21 protein-coding genes are annotated in these 24,760 nt (G+C 71.4%); 13 read left to right on the forward strand and 8 right to left on the reverse strand.

The genetic code is table 11. From position 1 onward, the window contains the following. Complete coding sequence (locus AB0N63_RS09140; RefSeq protein ID WP_365526205.1) at window positions 1–240, forward strand: exodeoxyribonuclease VII small subunit; 240 nt, start codon at window positions 1–3, stop codon at window positions 238–240. Window positions 241–410: 170 nt separating this feature from the next. On the opposite strand, the gene AB0N63_RS09145 is transcribed toward AB0N63_RS09140, so the two are convergent. Beyond that, the gene (locus tag AB0N63_RS09145) at window positions 411–965 is read right to left on the reverse strand and encodes a DUF4245 domain-containing protein (RefSeq protein ID WP_365526207.1); all 555 of its coding nucleotides are present in this window, start codon (window positions 963–965) and stop codon (window positions 411–413) included. Window positions 966–1,092: 127 nt separating this feature from the next. Between AB0N63_RS09145 and glpX the strand changes: the two genes are divergently transcribed. Then, window positions 1,093–2,127 (forward strand): class II fructose-bisphosphatase, encoded by a 1,035-nt coding sequence (gene glpX, locus AB0N63_RS09150; protein ID WP_365526210.1) that lies wholly within the window; start codon window positions 1,093–1,095, stop codon window positions 2,125–2,127. A 230-nt stretch (window positions 2,128–2,357) separates the two neighbouring features. On the opposite strand, the gene AB0N63_RS09155 is transcribed toward glpX, so the two are convergent. Together AB0N63_RS09155 and AB0N63_RS09160 are read right to left on the reverse strand one after the other, a co-directional pair. Then, window positions 2,358–2,735, reverse strand: coding sequence for a WhiB family transcriptional regulator (locus tag AB0N63_RS09155; RefSeq protein WP_365526213.1), 378 nt, complete (start codon window positions 2,733–2,735; stop codon window positions 2,358–2,360). A 134-nt stretch (window positions 2,736–2,869) separates the two neighbouring features. Beyond that, window positions 2,870–3,589, reverse strand: coding sequence for a DUF1707 domain-containing protein (locus AB0N63_RS09160; RefSeq protein ID WP_365526215.1), 720 nt, complete (start codon window positions 3,587–3,589; stop codon window positions 2,870–2,872). 202 nt (window positions 3,590–3,791) lie between these two features. Between AB0N63_RS09160 and AB0N63_RS09165 the strand changes: the two genes are divergently transcribed. From AB0N63_RS09165 to AB0N63_RS09180, 4 genes are all read left to right on the forward strand, one after another. Then, window positions 3,792–5,465 carry a fumarate hydratase gene (locus AB0N63_RS09165; protein ID WP_365526218.1) on the forward strand — a complete coding sequence of 558 codons (1,674 nt, stop codon included), beginning with the start codon at window positions 3,792–3,794 and terminating at the stop codon, window positions 5,463–5,465. A 221-nt stretch (window positions 5,466–5,686) separates the two neighbouring features. Further along, window positions 5,687–7,072, forward strand: coding sequence for a class II fumarate hydratase (locus AB0N63_RS09170; protein ID WP_365526220.1), 1,386 nt, complete (start codon window positions 5,687–5,689; stop codon window positions 7,070–7,072). A gap of 75 nt (window positions 7,073–7,147) precedes the next feature. Beyond that, window positions 7,148–7,843, forward strand: a complete 696-nt coding sequence (locus AB0N63_RS09175; protein WP_365526222.1) for a DUF402 domain-containing protein — start codon at window positions 7,148–7,150, stop codon at window positions 7,841–7,843. Between the two features lie 293 nt (window positions 7,844–8,136). Continuing rightward, window positions 8,137–10,314, forward strand: coding sequence for a SpoIIE family protein phosphatase (locus AB0N63_RS09180; RefSeq protein WP_365526225.1), 2,178 nt, complete (start codon window positions 8,137–8,139; stop codon window positions 10,312–10,314). 134 nt (window positions 10,315–10,448) lie between these two features. Here the strand turns inward: AB0N63_RS09180 and AB0N63_RS09185 are convergent, their stop codons facing one another. Next, complete coding sequence (locus AB0N63_RS09185; protein ID WP_365526227.1) at window positions 10,449–12,887, reverse strand: transglycosylase domain-containing protein; 2,439 nt, start codon at window positions 12,885–12,887, stop codon at window positions 10,449–10,451. 275 nt (window positions 12,888–13,162) lie between these two features. Here AB0N63_RS09185 and AB0N63_RS09190 point away from each other — a divergent pair, with 275 nt between their 5' ends. The 5 genes from AB0N63_RS09190 (at window position 13,163) to AB0N63_RS09210 (ending at window position 18,118) form a co-directional block, all read left to right on the forward strand. Further along, a complete protein-coding gene (locus tag AB0N63_RS09190; protein ID WP_365526230.1) occupies window positions 13,163–14,122 on the forward strand; it encodes an SPFH domain-containing protein in 960 nt (319 codons plus the stop codon). Then, window positions 14,119–14,379 carry a hypothetical protein gene (locus tag AB0N63_RS09195; RefSeq protein ID WP_365526233.1) on the forward strand — a complete coding sequence of 87 codons (261 nt, stop codon included), beginning with the start codon at window positions 14,119–14,121 and terminating at the stop codon, window positions 14,377–14,379. The genes AB0N63_RS09190 and AB0N63_RS09195 overlap by 4 nt, the downstream gene beginning before the upstream one ends. A gap of 192 nt (window positions 14,380–14,571) precedes the next feature. Beyond that, window positions 14,572–15,096 carry a PadR family transcriptional regulator gene (locus AB0N63_RS09200; protein ID WP_365526236.1) on the forward strand — a complete coding sequence of 175 codons (525 nt, stop codon included), beginning with the start codon at window positions 14,572–14,574 and terminating at the stop codon, window positions 15,094–15,096. Continuing rightward, a complete protein-coding gene (locus AB0N63_RS09205) occupies window positions 15,093–15,782 on the forward strand; it encodes an ABC transporter ATP-binding protein (RefSeq protein WP_365526238.1) in 690 nt (229 codons plus the stop codon). Before AB0N63_RS09200 ends, AB0N63_RS09205 begins: the two co-directional genes overlap by 4 nt. Further along, window positions 15,779–18,118 (forward strand): FtsX-like permease family protein, encoded by a 2,340-nt coding sequence (locus AB0N63_RS09210; RefSeq protein ID WP_365526241.1) that lies wholly within the window; start codon window positions 15,779–15,781, stop codon window positions 18,116–18,118. The genes AB0N63_RS09205 and AB0N63_RS09210 overlap by 4 nt, the downstream gene beginning before the upstream one ends. Before the next feature lie 136 nt (window positions 18,119–18,254). Here AB0N63_RS09210 and AB0N63_RS09215 read toward each other — a convergent pair whose 3' ends face one another. Beyond that, complete coding sequence (locus AB0N63_RS09215) at window positions 18,255–19,214, reverse strand: hydrogen peroxide-inducible genes activator (RefSeq protein WP_365526244.1); 960 nt, start codon at window positions 19,212–19,214, stop codon at window positions 18,255–18,257. 133 nt (window positions 19,215–19,347) lie between these two features. Between AB0N63_RS09215 and AB0N63_RS09220 the strand changes: the two genes are divergently transcribed. Both AB0N63_RS09220 and AB0N63_RS09225 read left to right on the forward strand, forming a co-directional pair. Continuing rightward, window positions 19,348–19,902: a peroxiredoxin gene (locus tag AB0N63_RS09220; protein WP_019980230.1), complete on the forward strand. Its 555-nt coding sequence runs from the start codon at window positions 19,348–19,350 to the stop codon at window positions 19,900–19,902. Window positions 19,903–19,905: 3 nt separating this feature from the next. After that, window positions 19,906–20,439: an alkyl hydroperoxide reductase gene (locus tag AB0N63_RS09225; RefSeq protein WP_365526247.1), complete on the forward strand. Its 534-nt coding sequence runs from the start codon at window positions 19,906–19,908 to the stop codon at window positions 20,437–20,439. A gap of 33 nt (window positions 20,440–20,472) precedes the next feature. On the opposite strand, the gene AB0N63_RS09230 is transcribed toward AB0N63_RS09225, so the two are convergent. The 3 genes from AB0N63_RS09230 to AB0N63_RS09240 form a co-directional block, all read right to left on the reverse strand. Beyond that, window positions 20,473–21,867: an AI-2E family transporter gene (locus tag AB0N63_RS09230; protein WP_365526250.1), complete on the reverse strand. Its 1,395-nt coding sequence runs from the start codon at window positions 21,865–21,867 to the stop codon at window positions 20,473–20,475. A gap of 151 nt (window positions 21,868–22,018) precedes the next feature. Next, window positions 22,019–22,717 carry a transglycosylase SLT domain-containing protein gene (locus tag AB0N63_RS09235; protein ID WP_365526253.1) on the reverse strand — a complete coding sequence of 233 codons (699 nt, stop codon included), beginning with the start codon at window positions 22,715–22,717 and terminating at the stop codon, window positions 22,019–22,021. Between the two features lie 444 nt (window positions 22,718–23,161). Beyond that, window positions 23,162–24,487, reverse strand: a complete 1,326-nt coding sequence (locus tag AB0N63_RS09240) for a PhoH family protein (RefSeq protein ID WP_365526256.1) — start codon at window positions 24,485–24,487, stop codon at window positions 23,162–23,164. Window positions 24,488–24,760: the final 273 nt, after the last annotated feature.

Below are 24,760 nucleotides of genomic sequence, written 5' to 3' on the forward strand. Positions count from 1 at the left end.
ATGACAAGCAAGGCAGCACCGGCGCAGGAGACGCTCGGCTACGAGCAGGCGCGCGACGAGCTGATCGAGGTCGTACGGCGGCTGGAGGCGGGCGGCACCAGCCTGGAGGAGTCCCTGGCGCTGTGGGAGCGGGGCGAGGAGCTGGCCAAGGTGTGCCGGCGGTGGCTGGAGGGCGCGCGCGCCCGCCTGGACGCCGCCCTGGCCGAGGAGGCCGCGGAGGACGAGGACGCCGAGGAGTAGCCGAGCCGGGGGCTCGGGGGGCGGTCCGCGGCCCGGTGGGCAGCCTGCGGCCGCTGGGCCGTGAGCTTCGGGGAGGTCCACGGACCCGAGGAAGGCCACGGCCCCTGGCAAGGGCCACGGCGCCAATCCGACCGTCCTCAGGCCGCCGGCAGGGCGCCCTCAGGTCGCTGTCAGGACGTCGTCGAGCCGCCCTCGGGCGTCTTCTTCAGCTTCAGCGCCTGCGCCATCGCCGTGAGCCGGTCGAAACCCGCCGTGCCCGCGACCACCGTCGTCGATCCCTTGCCGTCCTCGTAGACGAGGGCGTCGTAGCGGCCGCCGGTGTACCGGGTCCAGGTGCGGCCGTCGATCCGCTGGGTCACCTTGGTGGCACGGCCGCCCTGGCTGGCCTCGTCGATGAAGTCCTTGCGCTTCTGCGTGGACTGCTCGACCGCGACGTACTGACCGTCGGGATCCTGGAAACCCAGGTGCCAGAGGTCGCCCTGGTCGGCCCGGTAGCGGACCGAGGTGGCCTTCCAGCCCGCGGGGAGCCCCTCGGGCGCGGCCACCGGGTACGAGGCGGCGCGACGGGCCGTGATCAGTTCGACCCGGTAGTCGACCGGCTTGATGTCAGGAGCGTGGTCGTCGTGCGGGACGAAGACGTAGACGACCGCCGCCGCCAACACGGTCACGCCCAGGGAGGCGATGGTGCCCCGGACTGTCTTCTGCTTGCGGTTCGAACCTGCCACGCGTCCTATCGTCGCAGGTGCCCGATCCGCTCATCCGTGGGGTCCCCTGCTCATTTTGTCTGCCCGGCGATAGAGTCAAGGCCAGAACCCTCATCCGGCCGTCGTCGTATCAGAAAGGTGCGCTCCGATGACCGAGCATCATCACCTCCCGTCCGAACTCGAAGTCCCCGAAGAGGCTCCTGACCGCAACATCGCCCTGGAACTCGTCCGGGTGACCGAGGCCGCCGCGATGGCGGCCGGCCGCTGGGTCGGGCGCGGCGACAAGAACGGCGCCGACGGCGCCGCGGTCCGCGCCATGCGGACCCTCGTCTCCACCGTCTCGATGAACGGCGTCGTCGTCATCGGCGAGGGCGAGAAGGACGAAGCCCCGATGCTCTTCAACGGGGAGCGCGTGGGCGACGGGACCGGGCCGGAGGTCGACATCGCCGTCGACCCGATCGACGGCACCACCCTGACCGCCAAGGGCATGCCGAACGCGATCGCCGTGCTGGCCGCCGCCGAGCGCGGGGCGATGTTCGACCCGTCCGCCGTGTTCTACATGGACAAGCTGGTCACCGGGCCGGACGCGGCCGACTTCGTCGACATCGACGCGCCGGTGTCGGTGAACATCCGGCGGGTGGCCAAGGCCAAGCGGGCCACGCCCGAGGACGTCACGGTCGTCATCCTCGACCGGCCCCGGCACGAGGGCGTCATCAAGGAGATCCGGGAGACGGGTGCGCGGATCAAACTGATCTCCGACGGAGACGTGGCCGGCTCGATCCTGGCGCTGCGCGACGGCACCGGCGTGGACATGCTGCTCGGCATCGGCGGCACCCCCGAGGGCATCATCTCGGCCTGCGCGGTGAAGTGCCTGGGCGGCACCATCCAGGGCAAGCTGTGGCCCAAGGACGACGAGGAGCGGCAGCGGGCGATCGACGCCGGTCACGACCTCGACCGGGTCCTGGGCACCGACGACCTGGTCTCGGGCGAGAACGTCTTCTTCGTCGCCACCGGCATCACCGACGGCGAGCTGCTGCGCGGGGTGCGCTACCGCTCGGAGACCGCGGTCACCGACTCGATCGTCATGCGCTCGAAGTCCGGCACGGTCCGCCGGATCGACTCCGAGCACCGGCTGAGCAAGCTGCGGGCGTACAGCGCGATCGACTTCGACCGCGCGAAGTAGGCACGCCGGCGCGAAGCGGGCCCGGCTCCGAGGAGCCGACGGCCCCCGTCCTCGTACGGCGACGGGCGCCTCCCGGTGCGGAGGGAGGCGCCCCCGCTCGTCCACGACGGCGCGCCCGTGGCGGCTCCTCCTCGCCGACCGCGACGACTCCCACGCCCCGGGCCGCGCCGACCCGCGCTCCGTCAGGGTCTTCCGTTCGGATCAGGCCGGCCTGCTCCGAACGGAAGGCCCTAGCCCGCCTGCGCTATCCGGCCCGTCGTGCGCGCGGTCTTCTTGAGTTCCATCTCGCGGCGCCTGCGGCGCGCGAGGACGACGCGGCGCTCCGCCGCGGTGAGGCCACCCCAGACGCCGTACGGCTCGGGCTGGAGCAGTGCGTGCTCGCGGCACTCGACCATCACCGGACACCGCGCGCAGACCCGCTTGGCCGCCGCCTCGCGCGAGAGCCTGGCGGCGGTGGGCTCCTTCGAGGGCGCGAAGAACAGGCCGGCCTCGTCACGCCGGCACACCGCCTCGGTGTGCCACGGTGCGTCTTGGTCCCTTTCCCGCACTGGCACCCGCTGAGCCGGGACGGCAGCGACCTGCAGGGACGTATGCGGCGGTTGCAGCACGGTCTTCTCCTGACGACGGCTTCGCGAGCAGCTCTGGGGTGCCGTGAGTCACACGGACCCCTCCGAGAGACGATGCAGCAAGCCCTACCCGCTGTACGCGCGCCTATGCACTCAGTCGTGGACCGTGCGGTCGGTCAGAGGTGCTTGCGCAACCGCTTGTCGACCTTGCGCTGCACGCGGTCGAGGATGTCCGCGACCAGCTTGCCGCGCTTGGGGCGCGCCTCCACGTTCCCCAGGACCGCCCAGCCGTCGACGTACACCACGGGGGCCTGCGGGTCGGCCGAATCCAGCGCCGTCACCTCGAAGTTGCCGAGGACGCCACCGCCGGTGCCGCGCAGCGAGACGTTCTCCGGGACGCGTATCTGGACGTCGCCGAAGACCGAGACGGCCTTGACGACGACCTGCTGGTACTCGAACACCGCCTCGCTGAGGTCGATCTCGACGCTTCCGAAGACCGCGTACGCGTGCAGCCGGCGCCCGGCGCGCCAGCGGCCCTTGCGGACGGCGGCGCTGAAGACCGCCACCACGTTCTCGTCGGCCTGCGGGGGTATCTCGCCGGCCGGCGGGCGGTGCGGGGCGGCGGTGTGCGCCGGGCCGGTGCGGCCCTGGTGGGCGGCGGGCAGGTCCTGGATGAAGACCTCCAGCTCGCCGACCGTCTTGGCGCTCAGCACCCCCTCGACGCGCTCGGCGTGCTCGTCGGTGGTGAGACGGCCCTCGGCGAGAGCGTCGCGCAGGATGTCGGCGATGCGGTCGCGGTCGGCGTCCGAGGCACGCAGCCCGGTGGCGCGGGCGGTGGCCGCCGGACCCGGCGCGCTCTGCCGGGAGGGTTCGGTCTGCTGCTTCTGAAGGTCCACGACAGCAGCGTACCGAAACGCGATAGATCGCGAATACCCCCTGTCGCCACCCGGTGGAAAACCTTCTCCCCGCCCGCACGCGCCCACGCGTCCCGCCGAGTGAGCCGGACCTCACAAGCCCGCCGTCATCCACAGGTCCTACGCTGGTCGGTGCCCGCCGACCGGGGCGGGCAGCTGTCTGTCGAGTGAGGAATGGGCGACGATGCCTGAGTTCGCGTACACCGATCTGCTCCCCCAGGGTGAGGACACCACCCCGTACCGGCTGGTGACGTCCGAGGGCGTCTCCACCGTCGAGGGGCCCGACGGGCGTACGTTCCTCAAGGTCGAGCCGGAGGCGCTGCGCAGGCTCGCCGAGGAGGCGATCCACGACATCCAGCACTACCTGCGCCCGGCCCACCTCGCCCAGCTGCGCCGCATCATCGACGACCCCGAGGCCAGCTCGAACGACAGGTTCGTCGCCCTGGACCTGCTGAAGAACGCCAACATCGCCGCGGCCGGCGTGCTGCCCATGTGCCAGGACACCGGCACGGCGATCGTGATGGGCAAGCGCGGGCAGAACGTGCTGACCGGGGGCGAGGACGAGAAGGCCCTCTCGCGCGGCATCTTCGACGCGTACACCAGGCTGAACCTGCGCTACTCCCAGATGGCCCCGCTGACCATGTGGGAGGAGAAGAACACCGGTTCCAACCTGCCCGCGCAGATCGAGCTGTACGCCGCCGACGGCGGCGCCTACAAGTTCCTGTTCATGGCCAAGGGCGGCGGCAGCGCCAACAAGTCGTTCCTGTACCAGGAGACGAAGGCCGTCCTGAACGAGGCCTCCATGATGAAGTTCCTGGAGGAGAAGATCCGTTCGCTGGGCACGGCCGCCTGTCCGCCGTACCACCTCGCCATCGTCGTCGGCGGCACCTCCGCCGAGTACGCGCTGAAGACCGCCAAGTACGCCTCCGCGCACTACCTGGACAACGCGCCCACCGAGGGCTCCCCGCTCGGCCACGGCTTCCGGGACAAGGAGCTGGAGGAGAAGGTCTTCGAGCTGACCCAGAGGATCGGCATCGGCGCGCAGTTCGGCGGCAAGTACTTCTGCCACGACGTGCGCGTGATCCGGCTGCCCCGGCACGGCGCGTCCTGCCCGGTCGCCATCGCCGTCTCCTGCTCGGCCGACCGCCAGGCCGTCGCCAAGATCACGGCGGAGGGCGTGTTCCTGGAGCAGCTGGAGACCGACCCGGCGCGGTTCCTGCCGGAGACGACGGACGAGCACCTGGACGAGGCCGGGGACGTCGTCAGGATCGACCTCAACCAGCCGATGGACTCGATCCTCGCGGAGCTGACCAAGTACCCGGTCAAGACCCGGCTCTCGCTGACCGGTCCGCTGGTCGTGGCGCGCGACATCGCCCACGCGAAGATCAAGGAGCGGCTGGACGCGGGTGAGGGCATGCCGCAGTACCTCAAGGACCACCCGGTCTACTACGCCGGCCCGGCCAAGACCCCCGAGGGCTACGCCTCCGGCTCCTTCGGCCCGACGACGGCCGGGCGCATGGACTCCTACGTGGCGCAGTTCCAGGCGGCGGGGGGCTCCAAGGTGATGCTGGCCAAGGGCAACCGGAGCAAGCAGGTCACGGACGCGTGCCACGCGCACGGCGGGTTCTACCTCGGGTCCATCGGCGGACCCGCGGCCCGGCTCGCGCAGGACTGCATCAAGAAGGTCGAGGTCCTGGAGTACGAGGAGCTGGGCATGGAGGCCGTCTGGAAGATCGAGGTGGAGGACTTCCCGGCGTTCGTCGTCGTCGACGACAAGGGCAACGACTTCTTCACTTCGCGGGAACCGGAACAGCCGACGTTCACGTCGATCCCGGTACGGGGCCCGGGCCTGGCGTGACGCCTCGGGCGGCGGCGGGCTGGTTCCGACCCCGCCGCCCCACCCGTCCCGCCCCCAGGGCCTCCGCCCCTTCCACCCCCGCCGGTGCCCCGCCCCCCCGGGTCCCGCGTTTCGGGTGTCACGGCGGCTGGGCACGCCCGGGCTCGCGGAGCCGCCCTGGCGCCCACCCCGTTCGGCCCGACGGGCGGAACAATCGGGGTCGCTGACACGCTGTACCCGGTATGACCGAATACCGTATCGAGCACGACTCCATGGGCGAGGTCAAGGTGCCCGCCGAGGCCAAGTGGCGGGCTCAGACACAGCGTGCCGTGGAGAACTTCCCCGTCTCCGGGCAGCGGATCGAGCGCGCCCACATCGAGGCGCTGGCCCGGATCAAGGGCGCCGCCGCGAAGGTCAACGCGGAACTCGGGGTGCTCGACAAGGACGTCGCCGAGGCGATCGCGTCGGCGGCCGAGGAGGTCGCCGAGGGGAAGTGGGACGAGCACTTCCCCGTGGACGTGTTCCAGACCGGCTCGGGCACCTCGTCCAACATGAACACCAACGAGGTCATCGCCACTCTCGCCACGGAGCGGCTGGGCCGGGACGTGCACCCCAACGACCACGTCAACGCCTCCCAGTCCTCCAACGACGTCTTCCCGTCCTCCCTCCACATCGCCGCCACCGCCGCCGTCACCCACGACCTGATCCCCGCCCTCAACCACCTCGCCGACGCCCTCGCCCGTAAGGCGGAGGAGTTCGAGGACGTGGTGAAGTCGGGCCGCACCCACCTGATGGACGCCACGCCCGTCACCCTCGGCCAGGAGTTCGGCGGCTACGCGGCGCAGGTGCGCTACGGCGTCGAGCGGCTGACCGCCTCCCTGCCGAGGCTCGCCGAACTCCCGCTGGGCGGAACCGCCGTGGGCACCGGCATCAACACCCCTCCCGGCTTCTCCGCCGCCGTCATCGAGGAGGTGGCCCGCACCACCGGGCTGCCGCTCACCGAGGCCCGCGACCACTTCGAGGCGCAGGGCGCCCGGGACGGCATCGTGGAGACCAGCGGGCAGCTGCGGACCATCGCCGTCGGGCTGACGAAGATCGCCAACGATCTGCGGTGGATGTCCTCCGGGCCGCGCACCGGGCTCGCCGAGATCTCCCTGCCCGACCTCCAGCCGGGCTCCTCGATCATGCCGGGCAAGGTCAACCCGGTGATCCCCGAGGCGGTGCTGATGGTCGCCGCGCAGGTCGTCGGCAACGACGCGACCGTGGCCACCGCGGGCGCCGCCGGCAACTTCGAGCTGAACGTGATGCTCCCGGTCATCGCGAAGAACGTCCTGGAGTCGATCCGGCTGCTCGCCAACGTCACGCGGCTGCTGGCCGACCGGACGGTCGACGGCATCGTCGCCCACCGCGAACGCGCCCGCGAGTACGCCGAGTCCTCGCCGTCCGTCGTCACCCCGCTCAACAAGTACATCGGATACGAGGAGGCGGCGAAGGTCGCCAAGAAGGCGCTCGCCGAGCAGAAGACGATCCGTCAGGTCGTGGAGGAGAGCGGCTATGTGCAGCGCGGCGACCTGACGGCCGAACAGCTCGACGAGGCCCTGGACGTCCTGCGGATGACACACCCGTGAACCCTCACCGCTCCCCGGTGTGAACCGTGACGCTCACCGCAGCGGTCGTATGGCCATGACACCTAATATCTGTCCATGGCAGACGACGGAGCGGTGAGACACGTGACGGCGGGCGGTGCGAGAGCGGGCCGCTGGGCCCCGGGGACCCAGATCCTGTGGCGGTACCGGGAGAACGGCGGCGCCGGCTTCCACATCGCCCGGCCGGTGACCGTCGTACGCGACGACGCCGACCTGCTGGCGGTGTGGATGGCGCCCGGCACCGAGTGCGTCAGACCCGTCCTCGCCGACGGCACCCCCGTGCACCGCGAACCGCTCGCCTCCCGTTACACCAAACCGCGCGCCGTGCAGCGCGACCGCTGGTTCGGCACCGGTGTGCTGAAGCTGGCCCGGCCCGGCGATCCGTGGTCGGTGTGGCTGTTCTGGGAGCCGGGCTGGCGGTTCAAGAACTGGTACGTGAACCTGGAGGAGCCCCTCGTCCGCTGGGCGGGCGGGGTGGATTCCGTGGACCACTTCCTGGACATCACCGTGCAGCCGGACCGCAGTTGGGACTGGCGGGACGAGGACGAGTTCGCGCAGGCGCAGCGCGACGGCCTGGTGGACGCGGCGCTGGCCGAGCGGGTGCGTGCCGCCGGGCTGGCCGCTGTGGAGGTGATCCGTGCCTGGGGGCCGCCGTTCTCCGAGAACTGGCAGCACTGGCGCCCCGACCCCGCCTGGGCGGTACCGTCGCTGCCGGAGGACTGGGACCGTACGCCCGCGCACGTGTCCTCATGAGACCCTTGATGCGCCCCTGGGGACGAAACGTAGGATCGTCCTCCGCAAGGGCGCAGGGAGGCGCAGGGCCGGAGCAACTCCCGGCGCACATGCCGGGTCTGACCGTACGTCACCGAGGGGCGGCAGGACGTGAGCGAGGGGTACGACGGCATGACCCGTGCGGGCCGCGAAGGACCCGCCGGTGGCACAGGAACAGCCTCTGACCACGCCGGAAATCCGTTCCTGGGGCAGGTATTCCGGGTATCGGGTCTTCGGCGGGACCCACTGCGCGCCCGGCGCGCAGCCCCGGACGGATGGATTCGACACGCGTGACGGAGCAGCCGACCTCCTTCGAACGCCCCCAGCCGGGCGTCGACCCCGCGGACGCCCGCGGGGCACTCCCGCGTACCCCGCAACCGCCGCAGGCGTTACCGCTGCAGCCCCGCCCCGACGGAGCGCCCCGGTCCGCGGCCCCGGGCGCGGCGGGCGAGCCGGCGCGCGGCACGGGGGCGGACGCGCCCCGCGCGGGCGGGGCGTCGCCCGCGGCCGGGTACGAGCACGCGCAGCCGGTGGCCGCCGAGCCCGGCGCGCACCGGCCGCGGCCCGCCCCCGAGGGCATCCCGGCCCAGCCCGATCCGGGCGGCCGGGGCACCGGCCCCGCGGGCGCGTCCGGCGCGGTCAGGTCCTCGGGTACGTCCGGCGGCGCGGACCGGCGATCGAGCGGCCCCAGTGGGCAGGAGCGGCGCAGCGGGCAGCCGCTGCCGTCCAACCGGCCGCTGCCGATGCGGCGCGACGGGGACCGGCTGCGGTTCGTGGGCGCGGCGACCCGGCGCATCGCGCGCGGCATGGACCTCGACGAGATCGTCATGGGTCTGTGCCGGGCGACCGTGCCGACGTTCTCCGACGCCATCCTCGTGTATCTGCGCGAGCCGCTGCCGGTGGGCGACGAGCGGCCGGTGGGCCCGCTGGTGCTGCGGCTGCGCCGCACCGACCGGATACCGACCGAGCGGGACACGGAGATCGGGTTCATGCCCGTCCCGGCGCCCGAGCAGCCGGCCGAACTGTCCGTCGTCACCAACGAACTGTGCGAGGTGCGGTCCGGCAGCGCGCTCGGCGAGGTGCTGCGCGGGGTCCGGCCGGTCTTCACCGACGCGCCGTCCGCGCGCGCCGCGCTGACCGAACTCCTCGGCGAGGACTCCGAGTTGGCGGTGCCCGACGGGCAGCGCGCCGTCCTCGCCCCGCTGCGCGGCCGGCGCCGGGTGATCGGCGCCGCGCTGTTCCTGCGCCGCCCCGAGCGGCTGCCGTTCGAGAACGACGACCTGCTGGTCGCGGCGCAGCTCGCCACGCACAGCGCGCTCGGGATCGACAAGGCGATGCTGTACGGCCGTGAGGCGTACATCGCCGACGAGCTCCAGCGCACCATGCTGCCCGAGACCCTGCCCCGCCCCACCGGGGTGCGGCTGGCCTCGCGCTATCTGCCGGCCGCACAGACCGCCCGGGTGGGCGGCGACTGGTACGACGCGATCCCGCTGCCCGGCAGCCGCGTCGCCCTCGTGGTCGGCGACGTGATGGGCCACTCCATGACCTCGGCGGCGATCATGGGCCAGCTGCGCACCACCGCGCAGACCCTGGCCGGACTCGACCTGCCGCCGCAGGAGGTGCTGCACCACCTGGACGAGCAGGCGCAGCGTCTGGGCACCGACCGCATGGCGACCTGCCTGTACGCAGTCTACGACCCGGTCTCGCACCGCATCACCATCGCCAACGCCGGGCACCCGCCGCCGGTCCTGCTGCATCTGGGCGGCCGTGCGGAGGTGCTGAAGGTGCCGCCGGGCGCGCCGATCGGGGTCGGCGGGGTGGACTTCGAGGCGGTGGAACTGGACGCCCCGGCCGGCGGCACGCTGCTGCTGTACACCGACGGCCTGGTGGAGTCGCGGCTGCGCGACGTGTGGACCGGCATCGAGCAGTTGCGCGAGAAGCTGGCCGCCACCGCGCGGCTCACCGGCCCGGACCATCCGCCGCCGCTGGAGGCGCTGTGCGACGAGGTCCTGGACATGCTCGGACCGGGCGACCGGGACGACGACATCGCGCTGCTCGCCGCCCGCTTCGACGGGATCGCGCCGAGCGACGTGGCGTACTGGTTCCTGGACCCGGAGGAGACCGCGCCCGGCCAGGCCCGCCGGCTCGCCCGCCGGGCGCTGGCCCGCTGGGGTCTGGAGGAGCTGACGGACTCGGTCGAGCTGCTGGTCAGCGAGGTCGTCACCAATGCCGTGCGCTACGCCTCCCGGCCGGTGACGCTGCGACTGCTGCGCACCGACGTGCTGCGCTGCGAGGTCGGCGACGACGTGCCGCAGCTGCCGCGGCTGAGGCAGGCCCGCGCGACCGACGAGGGCGGCCGGGGCCTGTACCTGGTCAACAGGCTGGCCCGCCGCTGGGGCGCGACCCGGCTGAGCACCGGCAAGGTGGTCTGGTTCGAGCTGCACCGCGGCTGACGCGGACGGCGCGAGGACACGACGACGCGATGAGGGGCACGCACCGTGCGGTGCGTGCCCCTCGTCGCATGTCCGGAGCGGTCGTGGCCCGGAGCGGTGGCGCGCCCGGGGACGCGCCACCGCTCCCCGAGCCGCTACCGGGTGGTGTGCTCCCGGTTCGTCAGCTGTGGTCCGCCGCCGCCCGGGTCGAACGGGTTGCCGTCACCGCCGCCGTCGGCGCCCGGGCTGGTCGACGGGTCCGGCGGCGGGGACGACGACTGGGTGGGCGGCGTGCTGCTCGGCGAGTGGCTCGGCGGCGTACTGCTCGGCGAGTGGCTGGCCGGCGGGCTGCTCTCGGTCTCGGACGCGGACGGCGGCGGGCTGCTCGGCGACTCGGAGGCCGAATGGCTCGGCGACACGCTGCTCGACGGGCTCGTGGACGGCTGGACGGCCGCGCCCTGCGTGGTGTCCAGGTCGAACTTGCTGGTGCCGTCCATCACGCCGAAGGTGTACGCGGCCCAGATCTGCGCCGGGTAGCCGCCGCCGTTGATACGGCCGGGGCTCGGCAGCAGCCCGGTGGCGCCGGTCAGCGTGGTGTGGGCGTGGGACTTGGCGTCCTCGCCGAACAGGCCGACCGAGGTGACGAGCTCGGGCGTGTAGCCGGTGAACCAGGCCGACTTGTTCTCGTCGGAGGTGCCGGTCTTGCCCGCGACCTGCTGGCCGTCGCGCAGCGGGTTGTCGCGCACCGACTTCTTGGCCGTGCCGTCGTCGACCACGCCCGTCAGCACCGAGGTCACCGTGTCGGCGGCCTCACGGCTGATGACCTCGTCGCCGATCGGGTCGGGCATCTTGACCTGACGGGTCTTGTTCTCGGCCTTGGCGAGGACGGTCGGGGTGACCTTCTTGCCGTGGTTGTCGAGGGTGGCGTAGATGCCGGCCATCTCCAGCGGGCTGGCGCTCATGGAACCCAGCGTCTGCGCGGGCACCGCCGGCATGCCCTCGGTGTCCATGCCGAGCTTGCCGGCGACGCTCATCACCTTCTCCATGCCCACGTCGATGCCCATCTGGGCGAAGACGGAGTTCACGGACTGGTTCATCGCCGTCTGGACGGTGATCTGCCCGTAGTCCTGGTCGTCCTCGTTGGGCGGGCCGAAGCCGACCTTGGTGCCGTGGTCCACGGCCTGCCGGCCGCTGGTGCCGTCGTAGACGGTGTTCGCCGTGATCGGCTGGCCCTCCTGCGTCTCGGCACCGCTGTCGACGGCCGCGGCGAGGATCACCGGCTTGAAGGTGGAGGCGGGCTGGTAGTCCTTGCGGGTGGCGTTGTTGACGTAGTGCTTGAAGTAGTCCTCGCCGCCGTACAGGGCGACGACCTTGCCGGTCTTCGGGTCGACGGAGACCGCGCCGGCCTGGACGTTGCCGTCGACCTTGCGCTTCTTCGGATTCAGCTTGCTGGTCAGCTGCTCCTTGACCGTCCGCTCCAGGGCGGCCTGCTTCTTCTTGTCGACGTTGAGGGTGATCGTCCAGCCCCGGTCGACGACCTCGGCCTCGGCCTGGGCCATCGAGATGCCCTCCTGCTTCACCAACTGCTGTTCCAGCTGCTTGTTGGCGAGGTCGATCAGGTAGCCCTTCTGTCCTTCTAGACCGGGGGTGCCCTTCGGGTCCTTGGGGACCGGGAACTTCATGGCCTGCCGCTTTCCGGCGTCGAGCCAGTGCTGTCCGACCATGTTGTTCAGCACGTAGTTCCAGCGCTCCTGGACCAGCTTCTTGCCGGTCGGGGTGGCCACCGCCCAGTCGTACTGGCTCGGCGCCTGGAGCAGGGCCGCGAGGTAGGCGCCCTGTTCGACGGTGAGCCTGGAGGCGTCGGTGCGGTAGTAGGCCTGGGCGGCGGCCTGGATGCCGTAGGCGCCGCGGCCGTAGTAGCTGGTGTTGATGTAGCCGGCCAGGATGTCGTCCTTGGACAGCTTCTGGTCCACCTTGAGCGAGATGACCAGTTCCTTCAGCTTGCGGGTGACGGTCTGGTCCTGCGTCAGGTAGTAGTTCTTGACGTACTGCTGCGTGATCGTCGAGCCGCCCTGCGCCCCCTTGCCGGAGAGCGTGTTGAGCAGGCCGCGGGCGGTGCCCCTCAGATCGACGCCGGAGTCGTGGTAGAAGCTCTTGTTCTCCGCCGCGACGAAGCAGTGCTGGACCTCGACGGGCACCTTGTCCAGGGACACGCTCTCGCGGTTGACCGTGCCCTTGCGGGCCAGGATCGATCCGTCGCTGAACTTGTAGACGTTGCTCTCCTGCTGGGCGACGGCGTTGCCCTTGGGTATGTCCACCATCATGTAGAGCACGATGAAGGTGCCGATGCCGAGCAGGCAGACGCCGAGGAACGTGCCGACGATCTTCTTCCAGGTGAACAGCCGGCGTATACCGCTCTTCTTCGCCTTGCCCGTCTTGCCGGAGCGCGCCGCGCGGCGGGCCGCGGCCCGGCCGCCGGCGACCGGAGCGCCGGTCCCCGCCCCCGGTGCGGCCGTCGGTGCGGTGGACGAGCTCCTGGGCGCCGCGCGGCGGCCACCGCGTTGCCGCGCTCGTCTCTCTTCGGCTCGTCCCATGCGTCCGTCCGCTCCGCTTCCGTCTCAGCTGTCACTCACGTACGTGCAGGTCAGCTCAGAAAGCTAACACCGCTCTCTATGACAAAGGCCCCGCGATCCGTCCTTTTTCGGACGTGACAATGAGCACCCGCCCCAACGGAACCGACGCTCCAGAGGGGTCGGGGGTTGCCATTCGGGGGTAAAGTGATATCACTTAGCTAGGACGACGATAGGTGGCCGCCACGAGCGGCCGCAGTCGATACCGTACGGAAACGTACGAGAACGGGGGTTTTCCCATGTCCGCACACGAGCCCGCGCCCAGCACCGCCGACGGCGGCCTCGGCGCCGCCGACCTGCCCGACATGCCCGCCCCGCGGGTGCGCGAGTTCCCGGCGCACAGCATCAAGGGCGGCCTCGCGCTGCTCCTCGGACTGGTCGGCCTGGTGATCGCGGTGGTGCTCGTGGTGGCCGGCTCGGCCGTCACCGCCACCGGCCCCAAGGTCGCCCTGATCGTGGCCGGCGTCGTGATCGGCGTCGCCGCGCTGCTCGCCATGTGCGGACTGAACATGGTCGCGCCCGGCGAGGCGCGGGTGGTCCAGCTGTTCGGCCGCTACCGGGGCACCATCCGCGAGGACGGTCTGCGCTGGGTCAACCCGCTCACCTCCCGCGAGAAGATCTCCACCCGGGTCCGCAACCACGAGACCGCCGTCCTGAAGGTCAACGACGCCTACGGCAACCCGATCGAGCTGGCCGCGGTCGTGGTGTGGAAGGTCCGGGACACCGCGCAGGCCTCCTTCGAGGTGGACAACTACCTGGAGTTCGTCTCCACCCAGACCGAGGCGGCCGTACGGCACATCGCCATCGAGTACCCCTACGACGCCCACGACGAGGCCGGCCTGTCGCTGCGCGGGAACGCCGAGGAGATCACCGAGAAGCTCGCCCTCGAACTGCACGCGCGCGTGGAGGCGGCCGGCGTGCAGATCATCGAGTCGCGCTTCACCCACCTCGCCTACGCCCCCGAGATCGCCTCGGCGATGCTCCAGCGACAGCAGGCGGGCGCGGTCGTCGCCGCCCGGCGCGAGATCGTGGACGGAGCCGTCGGCATGGTGGAGACGGCGCTCGCCCGGATCGCCGAGCGGGACATCGTGGAACTCGACGACGAACGGAAGGCGGCGATGGTCTCGAACCTGATGGTGGTGCTGTGCGGGGACCGGGCGCCGCAGCCGATCCTCAACACCGGGACGCTCTACCAGTGACCGCACCCGAGGAGGGCACGCCCGCCCGGCGCCGGCCGCAGCAGCGCAAGCAGGTGCTGCTGCGGCTGGACCCGTCGGTCTACGACGCGCTGGCCCGCTGGGCGTCGGACGAACTGCGCTCGGCCAACGCGCAGATCGAGTTCCTGTTGCGTCGCGCCCTGGCGGAGGCCGGGCGCCTGCCCGGCGAGGCGGGCCCCCTCCCCCGCCGCGGCCGCCCGCCCCGCACACCCCCGCCCCCTCAGCAGCCCGGGGGATGAAGGACGGATCCGGGCCGCGACGCACCCGGAGGACCTCGCGGCCGGACCCGCCGTGGCCCACGACCACCACTCGTCCCCATCCCGTGACGAAACGGTGACAAACGCCCCCCACCTGCCCGGATCCACCCCCAGCCACCGGCAGCACACCCTGTGTATACACGGTACGTATACACGGTGTGTAGAGTGCCATGCATGTCCATCGGTCACACCCTCCTGGGGCTCCTGGAGTCCGGGCCGCGTCACGGTTACGACCTGAAGCGGGCCTTCGACGAGAAGTTCGGTCACGACCGGCCGCTCCACTACGGCCAGGTCTACTCGACGATGTCGCGGCTGCTGAAGAACGGCCTCGTCGAAGTCGACGGCATCGAGGCCGGCGGCGGCCCGGAGCGCAAGCGCTACGCCATCACCGAGGCCGGCATCACCGACGTCGAGCGCTGGCTCGCCACGCCCGAGAAGCCCGAGCCGTACCTCCAGTCGGCCCTCTACACCAAGGTCGTCCTGGCGCTGCTCACCCAGCGCGACGCCGCCGACATCCTCGACACCCAGCGCTCCGAACACCTGCGCAGCATGCGGATCCTGACCGACCGCAAGCGCAAGGGCGACCTCGCCGACCAGCTCATCTGCGACCACGCCCTGTTCCATCTGGAGGCCGACCTGCGGTGGCTGGAACTGACCGCCGCGCGCCTCGACAAGCTCCGTGAGGCGGTGACCCGATGACTCCTCCCCCCGGCTCCCTCCTGGCCGCCGAGAACCTGCGCAAGGCCTACGGCCCGACCACCGCGCTGGACGGCGCCGAGTTCTCCATCCACCCCGGCGAGGTCGTCGCCGTGATGGGCCCCTCCGGCTCCGGCAAGTCCACGCTGCTGCACTGCCTGGCCGGGATCGTCACCCCGGACTCCGGCTCGATCACCTACGACGGCCGCGAGCTGTCCACCATGTCCGACGCCCAGCGCAGCGCGCTGCGCCGCTCGGAGTTCGGCTTCGTCTTCCAGTTCGGCCAGCTGGTGCCCGAACTCACCTGCGTGGAGAACGTCGCCCTGCCGCTGCGGCTGAACGGCACCCCACGCAAGGAGGCCGAGCGGACCGCGCTCACCTGGATGGCCCGGCTGGAGGTCGACGACCTGGCCAGGAAGCGGCCGGGCGAGGTCTCCGGCGGCCAGGGCCAGCGGGTCGCCGTCGCCCGGTCCCTGGTCACCGGGCCCCGGGTGCTGTTCGCCGACGAGCCGACCGGCGCGCTCGACTCGCTCAACGGCGAGCGCGTGATGGAACTGCTCACCGAGGCCGCCCGGTCCGCCAACGCCGCCGTCGTCCTCGTCACCCACGAGGCCCGGGTCGCCGCCTACTCCGACCGCGAGATCGTCGTGCGCGACGGCCGGTCCCGGGACATGGAGCGGCTCGTATGAATCTCCGCCAATGGGTCGCCGACCTGCGCCTGGGCGCGAAGTTCGCGTTCACCGGCGGGCGCGAGGGGTGGACCCGGGTGCTGCTGACGGCGGTCGGCGTCGGGCTCGGCGTGGCGCTGCTGCTGCTGACCACCGCGATACCGAACGCGCTGACCGTACGGCACCAGCGCGAGGAGGCCCGCTCCGACTACACCTACAGCCAGAAGGTCAAGCCGAAGGCCGACGACACCCTCGTCGTCTCCGACATCGACACCACCTACGGCGACAAGGACATCCGCGGCCGGCTGGTGGAGCCCGAGGGGCCGCGCGCGCCGCTCGCCCCGGGCCTGACCACGTACCCGGCACCGGGCGACATGGTCGTCTCCCCCGCGCTGAAGAGGCTGCTCGACTCCGGCGACGGGAAGCTGCTGCGCGAGCGGCTGCCCTACCGGGTGGTCGGGACGATCGGCGAGAGCGGGCTGATCGGCCCGCAGGAACTGGCCTACTACGCCGGCGCGACCGACCTCGCGGGGCACATCAACGGCTGGCAGACGGCCCGGATCAGCGAGTACGGCACCCCGAACCCGACCCCGTCCAGTCCGGACCCGGTGCTCATCCTGCTGGTGCTGGTGGTGTTCGTGGTGCTGCTGATGCCGGTGGCCGTGTTCATCACGGCGGCCGTGCGCTTCGGCGGCGAGCAGCGCGACCGGCGGCTGGCCGCGTTGCGGCTGGTCGGCTCCGACAGCCGGATGACCCGGCGGATCGCGGCGGGCGAGGCGCTGGCCGGCTCGCTGCTCGGACTGGTCTTCGGCGCGGTGTTCTTCCTGCTCGGCCGCCAGGCCGCGGGCTCGCTGGAGATCCTCGACATCAGCGTCTTCCCGAGCTACCTCAACCCCTCGCCGGCGCTCGCCGTGCTGGTCGCCGTGGCCGTCCCGGCGGCCGCGGTGCTGGTGACCCTGCTGGCGCTGCGCGGGGTGGTCATCGAACCGCTCGGCGTGGTCCGCACCGCCCGGCCGGCCCGGCGCCGCCTGTGGTGGCGGCTGCTGCTGCCGGTGATCGGCCTGGCGCTGCTCTCCCCGATGATCGGCAAGGGCCGCTCGAACGGCGACTTCAACCAGGTCCTGGTCTCCGGCGGCGTGATCGCGCTGCTGGTCGGGGTGACCGCGCTGCTGCCGTGGATCGTGGAGGCGGTCGTCGCCCGGCTCGGCCGCGGCCCGGTCGCCTGGCAGCTTGCGGTGCGACGGCTCCAGTTGAGCAGCGGCACGGCGGCCCGGATGGTGAACGGCATCGCGGTCGCGGTGGCCGGCGCGATCGCCCTGCAGATGCTCTTCGCGGGCGTCGAGGGCGACTACACCAAGGCCTCGAAGAACGATCTCGAGCGGGCGCAGATCGAGGTCCGGCTCTCGCGCGGGATCGGCGCCGACGACGCGGTGGCGAAGTTCCGTGCGACGCGGGGCGTGCGCGCGGCCGTCGCGCTGGCCGACGGCAACCTCGGCAGCACGAGCAACCGGTCGCCCGACGGCTCCGAGCTCAGCTCGCCGGTGACCATCGGCGACTGTGCGGCGCTGCGCGAGGTGACCGCCCTGCCCTCGTGCCGCGACGGCGACGCCTTCGTCGTCACGGGCGCCGAGTACGACACGGACACCCCTGTCCTGGCCAAGCCCGGCAAGCAGCTCTACCTGGACACCTCCCAGGGCATGGACACCGGCCGAGAGGTGCGCTGGACCGTGCCGAGCGGGATCAGGAAGGTCGCGCCCGGCAAGGACCCCAGCGGCATGGAGCACGGCGGCTTCCTGCTGACCCGGGGCGCGGTGCCGGCGGGCGCCGGGCAGCCCGTGGCGAAGGTCTACGTCTCGACCGACGACGACGTGGCGGACGTCCGCGAGTACGTGCGCAACACCGCCGCCGCCCTGGACCGGTTCGCCGACGTGGCGGTCTGGACGCGCACCGAGGAGTCCAAGAAGTTCGCCTCCATCCGCACCGGGCTGCTGGTCGGCGCGATCTGTGTGCTGGCGCTGATCGGGGCGAGCCTGCTGGTGTCGCAGCTGGAGCAGTTGCGTGAGCGCCGCAAGCTGCTGTCGGCGCTGGTCGCCTTCGGCACCCGGCGGCGCACGCTGAGCCTGTCGGTGCTGTGGCAGACGGCCGTCCCGGTCGCGCTCGGCCTGCTGCTGGCGGCCGCCGTGGGACTGACGCTGGGCACGGTGCTGCTGAAGATGACGGCCACGACGGTGGCCGTGGACTGGGCGAGCGTGCTGACGATGACCGGCATGGGCGCGGGGATCGTGCTGGCGGTGACGCTGCTGAGCCTGCCGCCGCTGCTGCGGCTGATGCGGCCGGAGGGGCTGCGGACGGAGTAGTCCTCCGGCCGGCCGGTCCTCGCAACTCCCACAGATCGCGGGTGTCGCGAGGACCGTTAGAGCCCAAGCCTGCGGGGAGGGGCCTTCTCGCGTGGCGCGGGGAGCACGGTCAGCGGACCGCGGGTCCGGCGCTTCCTCAGGCCACCGGGTCCAGGACCCGTACCGGCAGGGCCCTGAGGTCCGTGCGCAGGGCGGCGGCCAGTTCGCGGTACTCGGCGGCGCGGGCCGAGCCGCTGCGCATGGCGAGGGCGATCCGGCGGGAGGGGGCCGGATCGGCGAAGGAGCCGGTGAGCAGCTGGCTGCTGCGGGAGATCTCCACCTTGAGGGCCGTGCGCGGCAGCAGCGTGCAGCCGAGACCGCCGGCGACGAGCTGGACCAGGGTGGACAGGCCCGCGGCGGTGGTGGTGACCGGGGCGTCCTCGCGGCCGGCCTCGCGGCAGATGTCGAGGGCCTGGTCGCGCAGGCAGTGGCCCTCGTCCAGGAGGAGGAGGTTCAGTTCCTTCAGGGCCTCGCGCGGTATGCCCTCCCGGCCGCCGAGGCCGTGGTCGAGCGGGGTGACCAGAACGAAGTCCTCATCGAACAGAGGCAGTTCCACCACTCCGGGGACCCCGAGCGGCACCGCCAGGAGCAGCAGGTCCAGCCGGCCCCCGGCCAGCCCGTCCAGCAGGCTCGCGGTCTGCTCCTCGTGCACCTGGAGGTCGAGGTCGGGGTAGCGGCTGTGGACCAGGCGCAGCACGGTGGGCAGCAGATACGGGGCGACGGTCGGGATGACTCCGAGGCGCAGCACTCCGGTGAAGGGCGCCCGGACGGCCTCGGCCTCCTCCAGCAGCGCGCCGACCTCCTCCAGCACCGCCTTGGCCCGTACGGCCAGGCGCTCCCCCGCGGGCGAGAGCAGTACCTTGCGCGTCGTACGCTCCACCAGGGTGACACCGAGTGTCTCCTCCAGGGTGGAGACGGCGCTGGACAGGGCCGGCTGGCTCATGCCGATGTCGGCGGCGGCGTCCCGGAAGTGCAGGTGCTCGGCGACGGCCGCGAACGCCCGCAGCTGCGACAAGCTGGGCAGATGCCTGCGCCTGCTGTTGTTACCGACGCTCACTGATAACCACCTCCGATCAACACGACCGAGTGTAGCTATTTCCGTAATCAATGCACCCTGTGCCAACATCAGGAAGGTCCAACCCATGGGAAACACGGGCAAAACCGGTGTTTCTTCGCTGCAAGGAGAGCGTGTGCTCACTGTCGGTGACAAGTTCCCCGAGTTCGAACTGACCGCCTGCGTCTCGCTGGAGAAGGGCAAGGAGTTCGAGCAGATCCACCACAAGTCCTACGAGGGCAAGTGGCTGGTGGTCTTCGCCTGGCCCAAGGACTTCACCTTCGTCTGCCCGACCGAGATCGCCGCGTTCGGGAAGCTGAACGACGAGTTCGCCGACCGCGACGCGCAGATCCTCGGCTTCTCGGGCGACTCCGAGTTCGTGCACCACGCCTGGCGCAAGGACCACCCGGACCTGACGGACCTGCCGTTCCCGATGATGGCCGACTCCAAGCACGAGCTGATGCGCGCCCTGGGCATCGAGGGCGAGGACGGCTTCGCGCAGCGCGCCGTCTTCGTCGTGGACCCGAACCACGAGATCCAGTTCACGATGGTCACCGCGGGCTCCGTCGGCCGGAACCCGAAGGAGGTCCTGCGGGTCCTGGACGCCCTGCAGACCGACGAGCTGTGCCCGTGCAACTGGAGCAAGGGCGACGAGACCCTGGACCCGGTCGCGCTGCTGGCTGGTGAGTGAGGCATGTCCCTCGACTCCCTGAAGTCCGCCGTCCCGGACTACGCCAAGGACCTCAAGCTCAACCTGGGCTCGGTCATCGGCAACAGCGACCTGCCCGCACAGCAGCTGTGGGGCACGGTGCTGGCCACGGCCATCGCCGCGCGTTCGCCGATCGTCCTGCGCGAGCTGGAGCCGGAGGCGAAGGCGAACCTGTCGCCGGAGGCGTACACCGCGGCGAAGTCCGCGGCCGCCGTCATGGCGATGAACAACGTCTTCTACCGCACCCGGCACCTGCTGTCGGACCACGAGTACGGCACCCTGCGCGCCGGTCTGCGGATGAACGTCATCGGCAACCCCGGCGTCGACAAGGTCGACTTCGAGCTGTGGTCCTTCGCTGTCTCGGCCATCAACGGCTGCGGCATGTGCCTGGACTCGCACGAGCAGGTCCTGCGCAAGGCGGGCCTGGAGCGTGACGTCATCCAGGAGGCCTTCAAGATCGCCGCGGTGATCCAGGCCGTCGCGACGACCCTGGACGCGGAGGCGGTGCTGGCCGGATAACCGGCCCGCACCACCCGCTTCCCCGAGCCCCGCTCACCCTTGCGGTGGGCGGGGCTCCGTGCGTCCCTCGGCGTCCGGGCGTTCCTCGGCGCCTTCCGGCTGCTTCCCGGCGGCCGGCTCCTCCGGTCGCGTCCCGGGCGCCGGCGGTGCGGCGACGTCGGACGAGGCGGTGGCGCCGTGCGGGCGCGGGGACTGGCGCAGCGCCTGCTCGTGGGAGTACTTGCGCAGATAGCCGACCACCGTGTTGGTCACCGCCACCAGCGGCACCGCCACCACCGCGCCGCCGATGCCGGCGATCATGCCGCCGGCCGCGACGGACAGGACCACCGCCAGCGGGTGGACGCGCACCGCGCGCCCGAGGATGAACGGCTGGAGCACGTGCCCTTCGATCTGCTGCACCGCCAGCACCACCACGAGCACCATCACCGCCGTGAACACACCCTGGGTGACCAGCGCCACGACCACCGCGAGCGCGCCCGACACCACCGCGCCCACCAGCGGGACGAACGCGAACAGGAAGATGAACACGGCCAGCGGGACCGCCATCGGCACGTTCAGGAAGTAGATGCCGAGGCCGATGAAGATCGCGTCGATGAGCGCCACGATCACCGTGCCCCGCACGTACGCCGTCAGCGTGCGCCAGGCGCGCGGACCGGCGCCGGCCACGCCCGGCCGGGCGGCCGCGGGCACCAGCTTCAGCGTCCACTCCCAGATGCGCCGGCCGTCGTAGAGGAGGAACAGCGTCGAGAAGATCGTCAGCAGGATCCCGGTCAGCGCCTCCACCACCACCGTCACGCCCTCCAGCCCGGCGGACGTTATCTGGTCGGTGTTGGCGCCGATGGCGTCGCGCAGGCTCTTGGCGATCTGGTTGATCTGCTTGTCGGTGACGTGGAAGGGGCTGTTCAGCAGCCACTTGCGCAGCTCGTCGATGCCGTCCTGGATCTGGCTGGAGAGGTTGTCGATGTTCTCCATGACCTGCCAGGTCACGAACCAGCCGATCAGCCCCATGATGACGAAGCCGAGGATCGCGGTGAGCGCGGTGGCCGGCCCGCGCGGCAGCCCGTGGCGGCGCAGCCGCGCGACCGTCGGCTGCATCAGGGCGGTGATGAGCAGAGCGGCGACGAAGGCGAGGACCACCAGCTGCACGGCGCTGATCACCCGCATCAGCACCCAGACGGTTCCGGCCAGCACCAGCAGCCGCCAGCCGGCCTCGGCGGCCACCCGCACCCCCCAGGGCACGGCCTGCGCCGGATCGGGACGGGCCGGTACGACGGTCACATGGTCGGGCAGCGGGGTGGTGTCCGGGGCCGGTTCGGGTTCCGTACCGGCCTGTTCCTTCTCCACCTCGGCGCGGCGCTCGTCCAACCGCTCACCCATTTCGGTCAGCCCGGCGCCGAGCCGGCCGAGCCACCGTGGCACTCGCGACATGATCCGTCCTCTTCCCCCGTCCGTCCCCACCACTCCCCTCAGGAGTCGTCCCGTCAGACGCTACATGGCACAAGCCCCTCCCCCTAGGACGGGGAGGGGCTGTGCGAGGTTGAGCGACACGGCGAACCGGGCCGACGAAGTGCCGGGCGGCTCAGTACCAGTGGTTGGCCGACCAGAACGACCAGGCCTCACAGGGGCTGCCGTACCGGCTGTTCATGTAGTTGAGGCCCCACTTGATCTGGGTGGCCGGGTTGGTCTGCCAGTCGGAGCCCGCCGAGGCGTACTTGCCGGCCGGGAGCGCCTGGAACAGACCGTAGGCGCCGGAAGAGGCGTTGACCGCGTGGTAGTTCCAGCTGGACTCGTGGTTCACGATGTTGCTGAAGCACTGGAACTGGCCGCCGGGCACCATCTGCCGCGCCATCGCCTGGATCTGCGACACGGAGTACGAGCTCTGGATCGGGAAGCTGGAGGAGTCGCGGGCCGCGCTGCGGCTGGCCGCCTCCTTCAGTTCCGCCCGCTCCTTGGCCTCCTTGGCGGCCTTCTCGGCATCCGCCTTCTTGGCGATCGCGGTCTCGGCGGCGGCCTTGCGGGCCGCTTCCTCGGCGGCCTTCTTGGCGCTCGCGTCGGCGGCGATGGCCTGCGCGTCGGCCTGCTGGGCGAGGGATGCGGTCTGCACCTGCGCCTGCTGGCCGACGGGGATGTCCGACAGAAGCGTCGCGTCGGCTGCCGGCGCCGCTTCGGCGTCGTTGTTCTGGGCGACACTGCCCGAGGCAACGCCCACGACGCTACCGACAGCGGTGACCGCGGTGGCGGAGGCCACTGCGAATCCCCGGACCGAGATCCGGCTCACACGGTTTCCTTCCAGCATCGCCCGCCTCGGTGACCCTGGCGGACGCAATCGTGCCCCTGGCACTGGCCTCCCAACTACGGGTCACGGAGGCGCGGGCCCGGTGAGCAACTCCCGTGACGGGAGCGCCGCGTGGTGCTCGGGCGGCATACGACGACGCTATGGAGTTGAGTGCTTCACGGGGTACCGGACCTCCCCCAGGGCTGAACGCCTGGGTGGCGCCCCCAGGGGGTACGGCTGTGTCGTATGCGGGGCCTGACAGGACTGAGACTCTGCCGTAACCCAACGCGGGTAGGCAATTCTGAGTTGCGTGTGAAAGCTCACATCTCGTTTGGCCTACGGAATTGAGTGAAACACCCGCACACGACAGCGCCGCCCGGCTAGGCTCTCGGCCTTTGCCGGACGGCGCTGTCGTGACCGCATCCGTCTCAAGTGGTGCGGATACGCTCAGAGATGACCGTCCTCCAGCATTTCGGTCACAAGGGCGGCGATCTGGGACCTCTCGGACCGGTTCAGCGTGACGTGCGCGAAGAGCGGATGCCCCTTCAGCTTCTCCACCACGGCGACCACGCCGTCGTAGCGGCCCACCCGCAGGTTGTCCCGCTGCGCCACGTCATGGGTCAGCACGACCCGCGAGTTGGCGCCGATCCGGGACAGCACCGTCAGCAGGACGTTGCGCTCCAGGGACTGCGCCTCGTCCACGATGACGAACGCGTCGTGCAGCGACCGGCCCCGGATGTGGGTGAGCGGCAGCACCTCCAGCATCCCGCGGGCGGTGACCTCCTCGATGACCTCGCGGCTGGTGACGGCCGAGAGCGTGTCGAAGACCGCCTGCGCCCACGGACTCATCTTCTCCGCCTCGGAGCCCGGCAGATAGCCCAGCTCCTGCCCGCCCACCGCGTACAGCGGCCGGAACACCATCACCTTCTGGTGCTGACGGCGCTCCAGCACCGCCTCCAGGCCCGCGCACAGCGCCAGCGCCGACTTGCCGGTGCCGGCCCGGCCGCCCATCGACACGATCCCGACGTCCGGGTCGAGCAGCAGGTCCAGCGCGATCCGCTGCTCGGCGCTGCGGCCCTTGATGCCGAACGCCTCCCGGTCGCCGCGCACCAGCCGGACGTTCCCCTCGGGCGTGACCCGGCCCAGGGCCCGGCCGCGCTCCGAGTGGATCGTCAGCCCGGTGTGCACGGGCAGGTCCGCCGCCTCGGGGACGTGGACGTGGCCCTCCTCGAAGAGGACGTCCACCTGTTCGCCCGGAAGGGTGAGTTCGGACATGCCGGTCCAGCCGGAGGAGTCCGTGATGGCGAGTTCGGCGCGGTACTCCTCGGCGAGGAGGCCCACGGACGACGCCTTGATCCGCAGCGGCAGGTCCTTGGAGACGACCGTGACGTCGTATCCCTCGGCCTGGAGGTTGCGGGCGACCGCGAGGATGCGCGAGTCGTTGTCACCCAGGCGGTAGCCGCTGGGCAGCACGCTGGGGTCCGAGTGGTTGAGCTCGACCCGCATCGTTCCGCCGAGTTCCCCGATCGGGATGGGGGCGTCGAGGCGGCCGTGCCGGACCCGGTAGTCGTCCAGCAGGCGCAGGGCCTGGCGGGCGAAGTAGCCGAGTTCGGGATGGTGCCGCTTGGCCTCCAGTTCCGTGACCACGACGACGGGGAGCACGACCTCGTGCTCCTCGAAACGGGTCAGGGCGTTCGGGTCCGCCAGCAGGACGCTGGTGTCGAGAACGTAGGTGCGCCGGTCTGGCTTGGGGCGCTTTGTGCTGGTCACCACGGAAGGACGTACCCCCTCGGATGAGGTCGGGGAGCGACGAGGACGAGCTGGACCGGTCGACGGCCCCGTTGCACGGGCCGGGGACCGGCCCTCCGCGTCTTCGTCCGTGCTGTGACCGCACGGTCGGGCTGGTGCAAAGGGCCTCCCGGGCGGACGGCCCCGAGCCGCCCGCTGAGGATCCGACACCCGTGGTTCGGGTGTCGGCCTGTCTGGCTTATGCCCTCCAAAATGCGCCGCCATGCAAGTGCGGGGGGTGGCACGCGGATGAACTCC

The organism is Streptomyces sp. NPDC093260 (assembly GCF_040683715.1).
Taxonomy (GTDB): domain Bacteria; phylum Actinomycetota; class Actinomycetes; order Streptomycetales; family Streptomycetaceae; genus Streptomyces; species Streptomyces sennicomposti.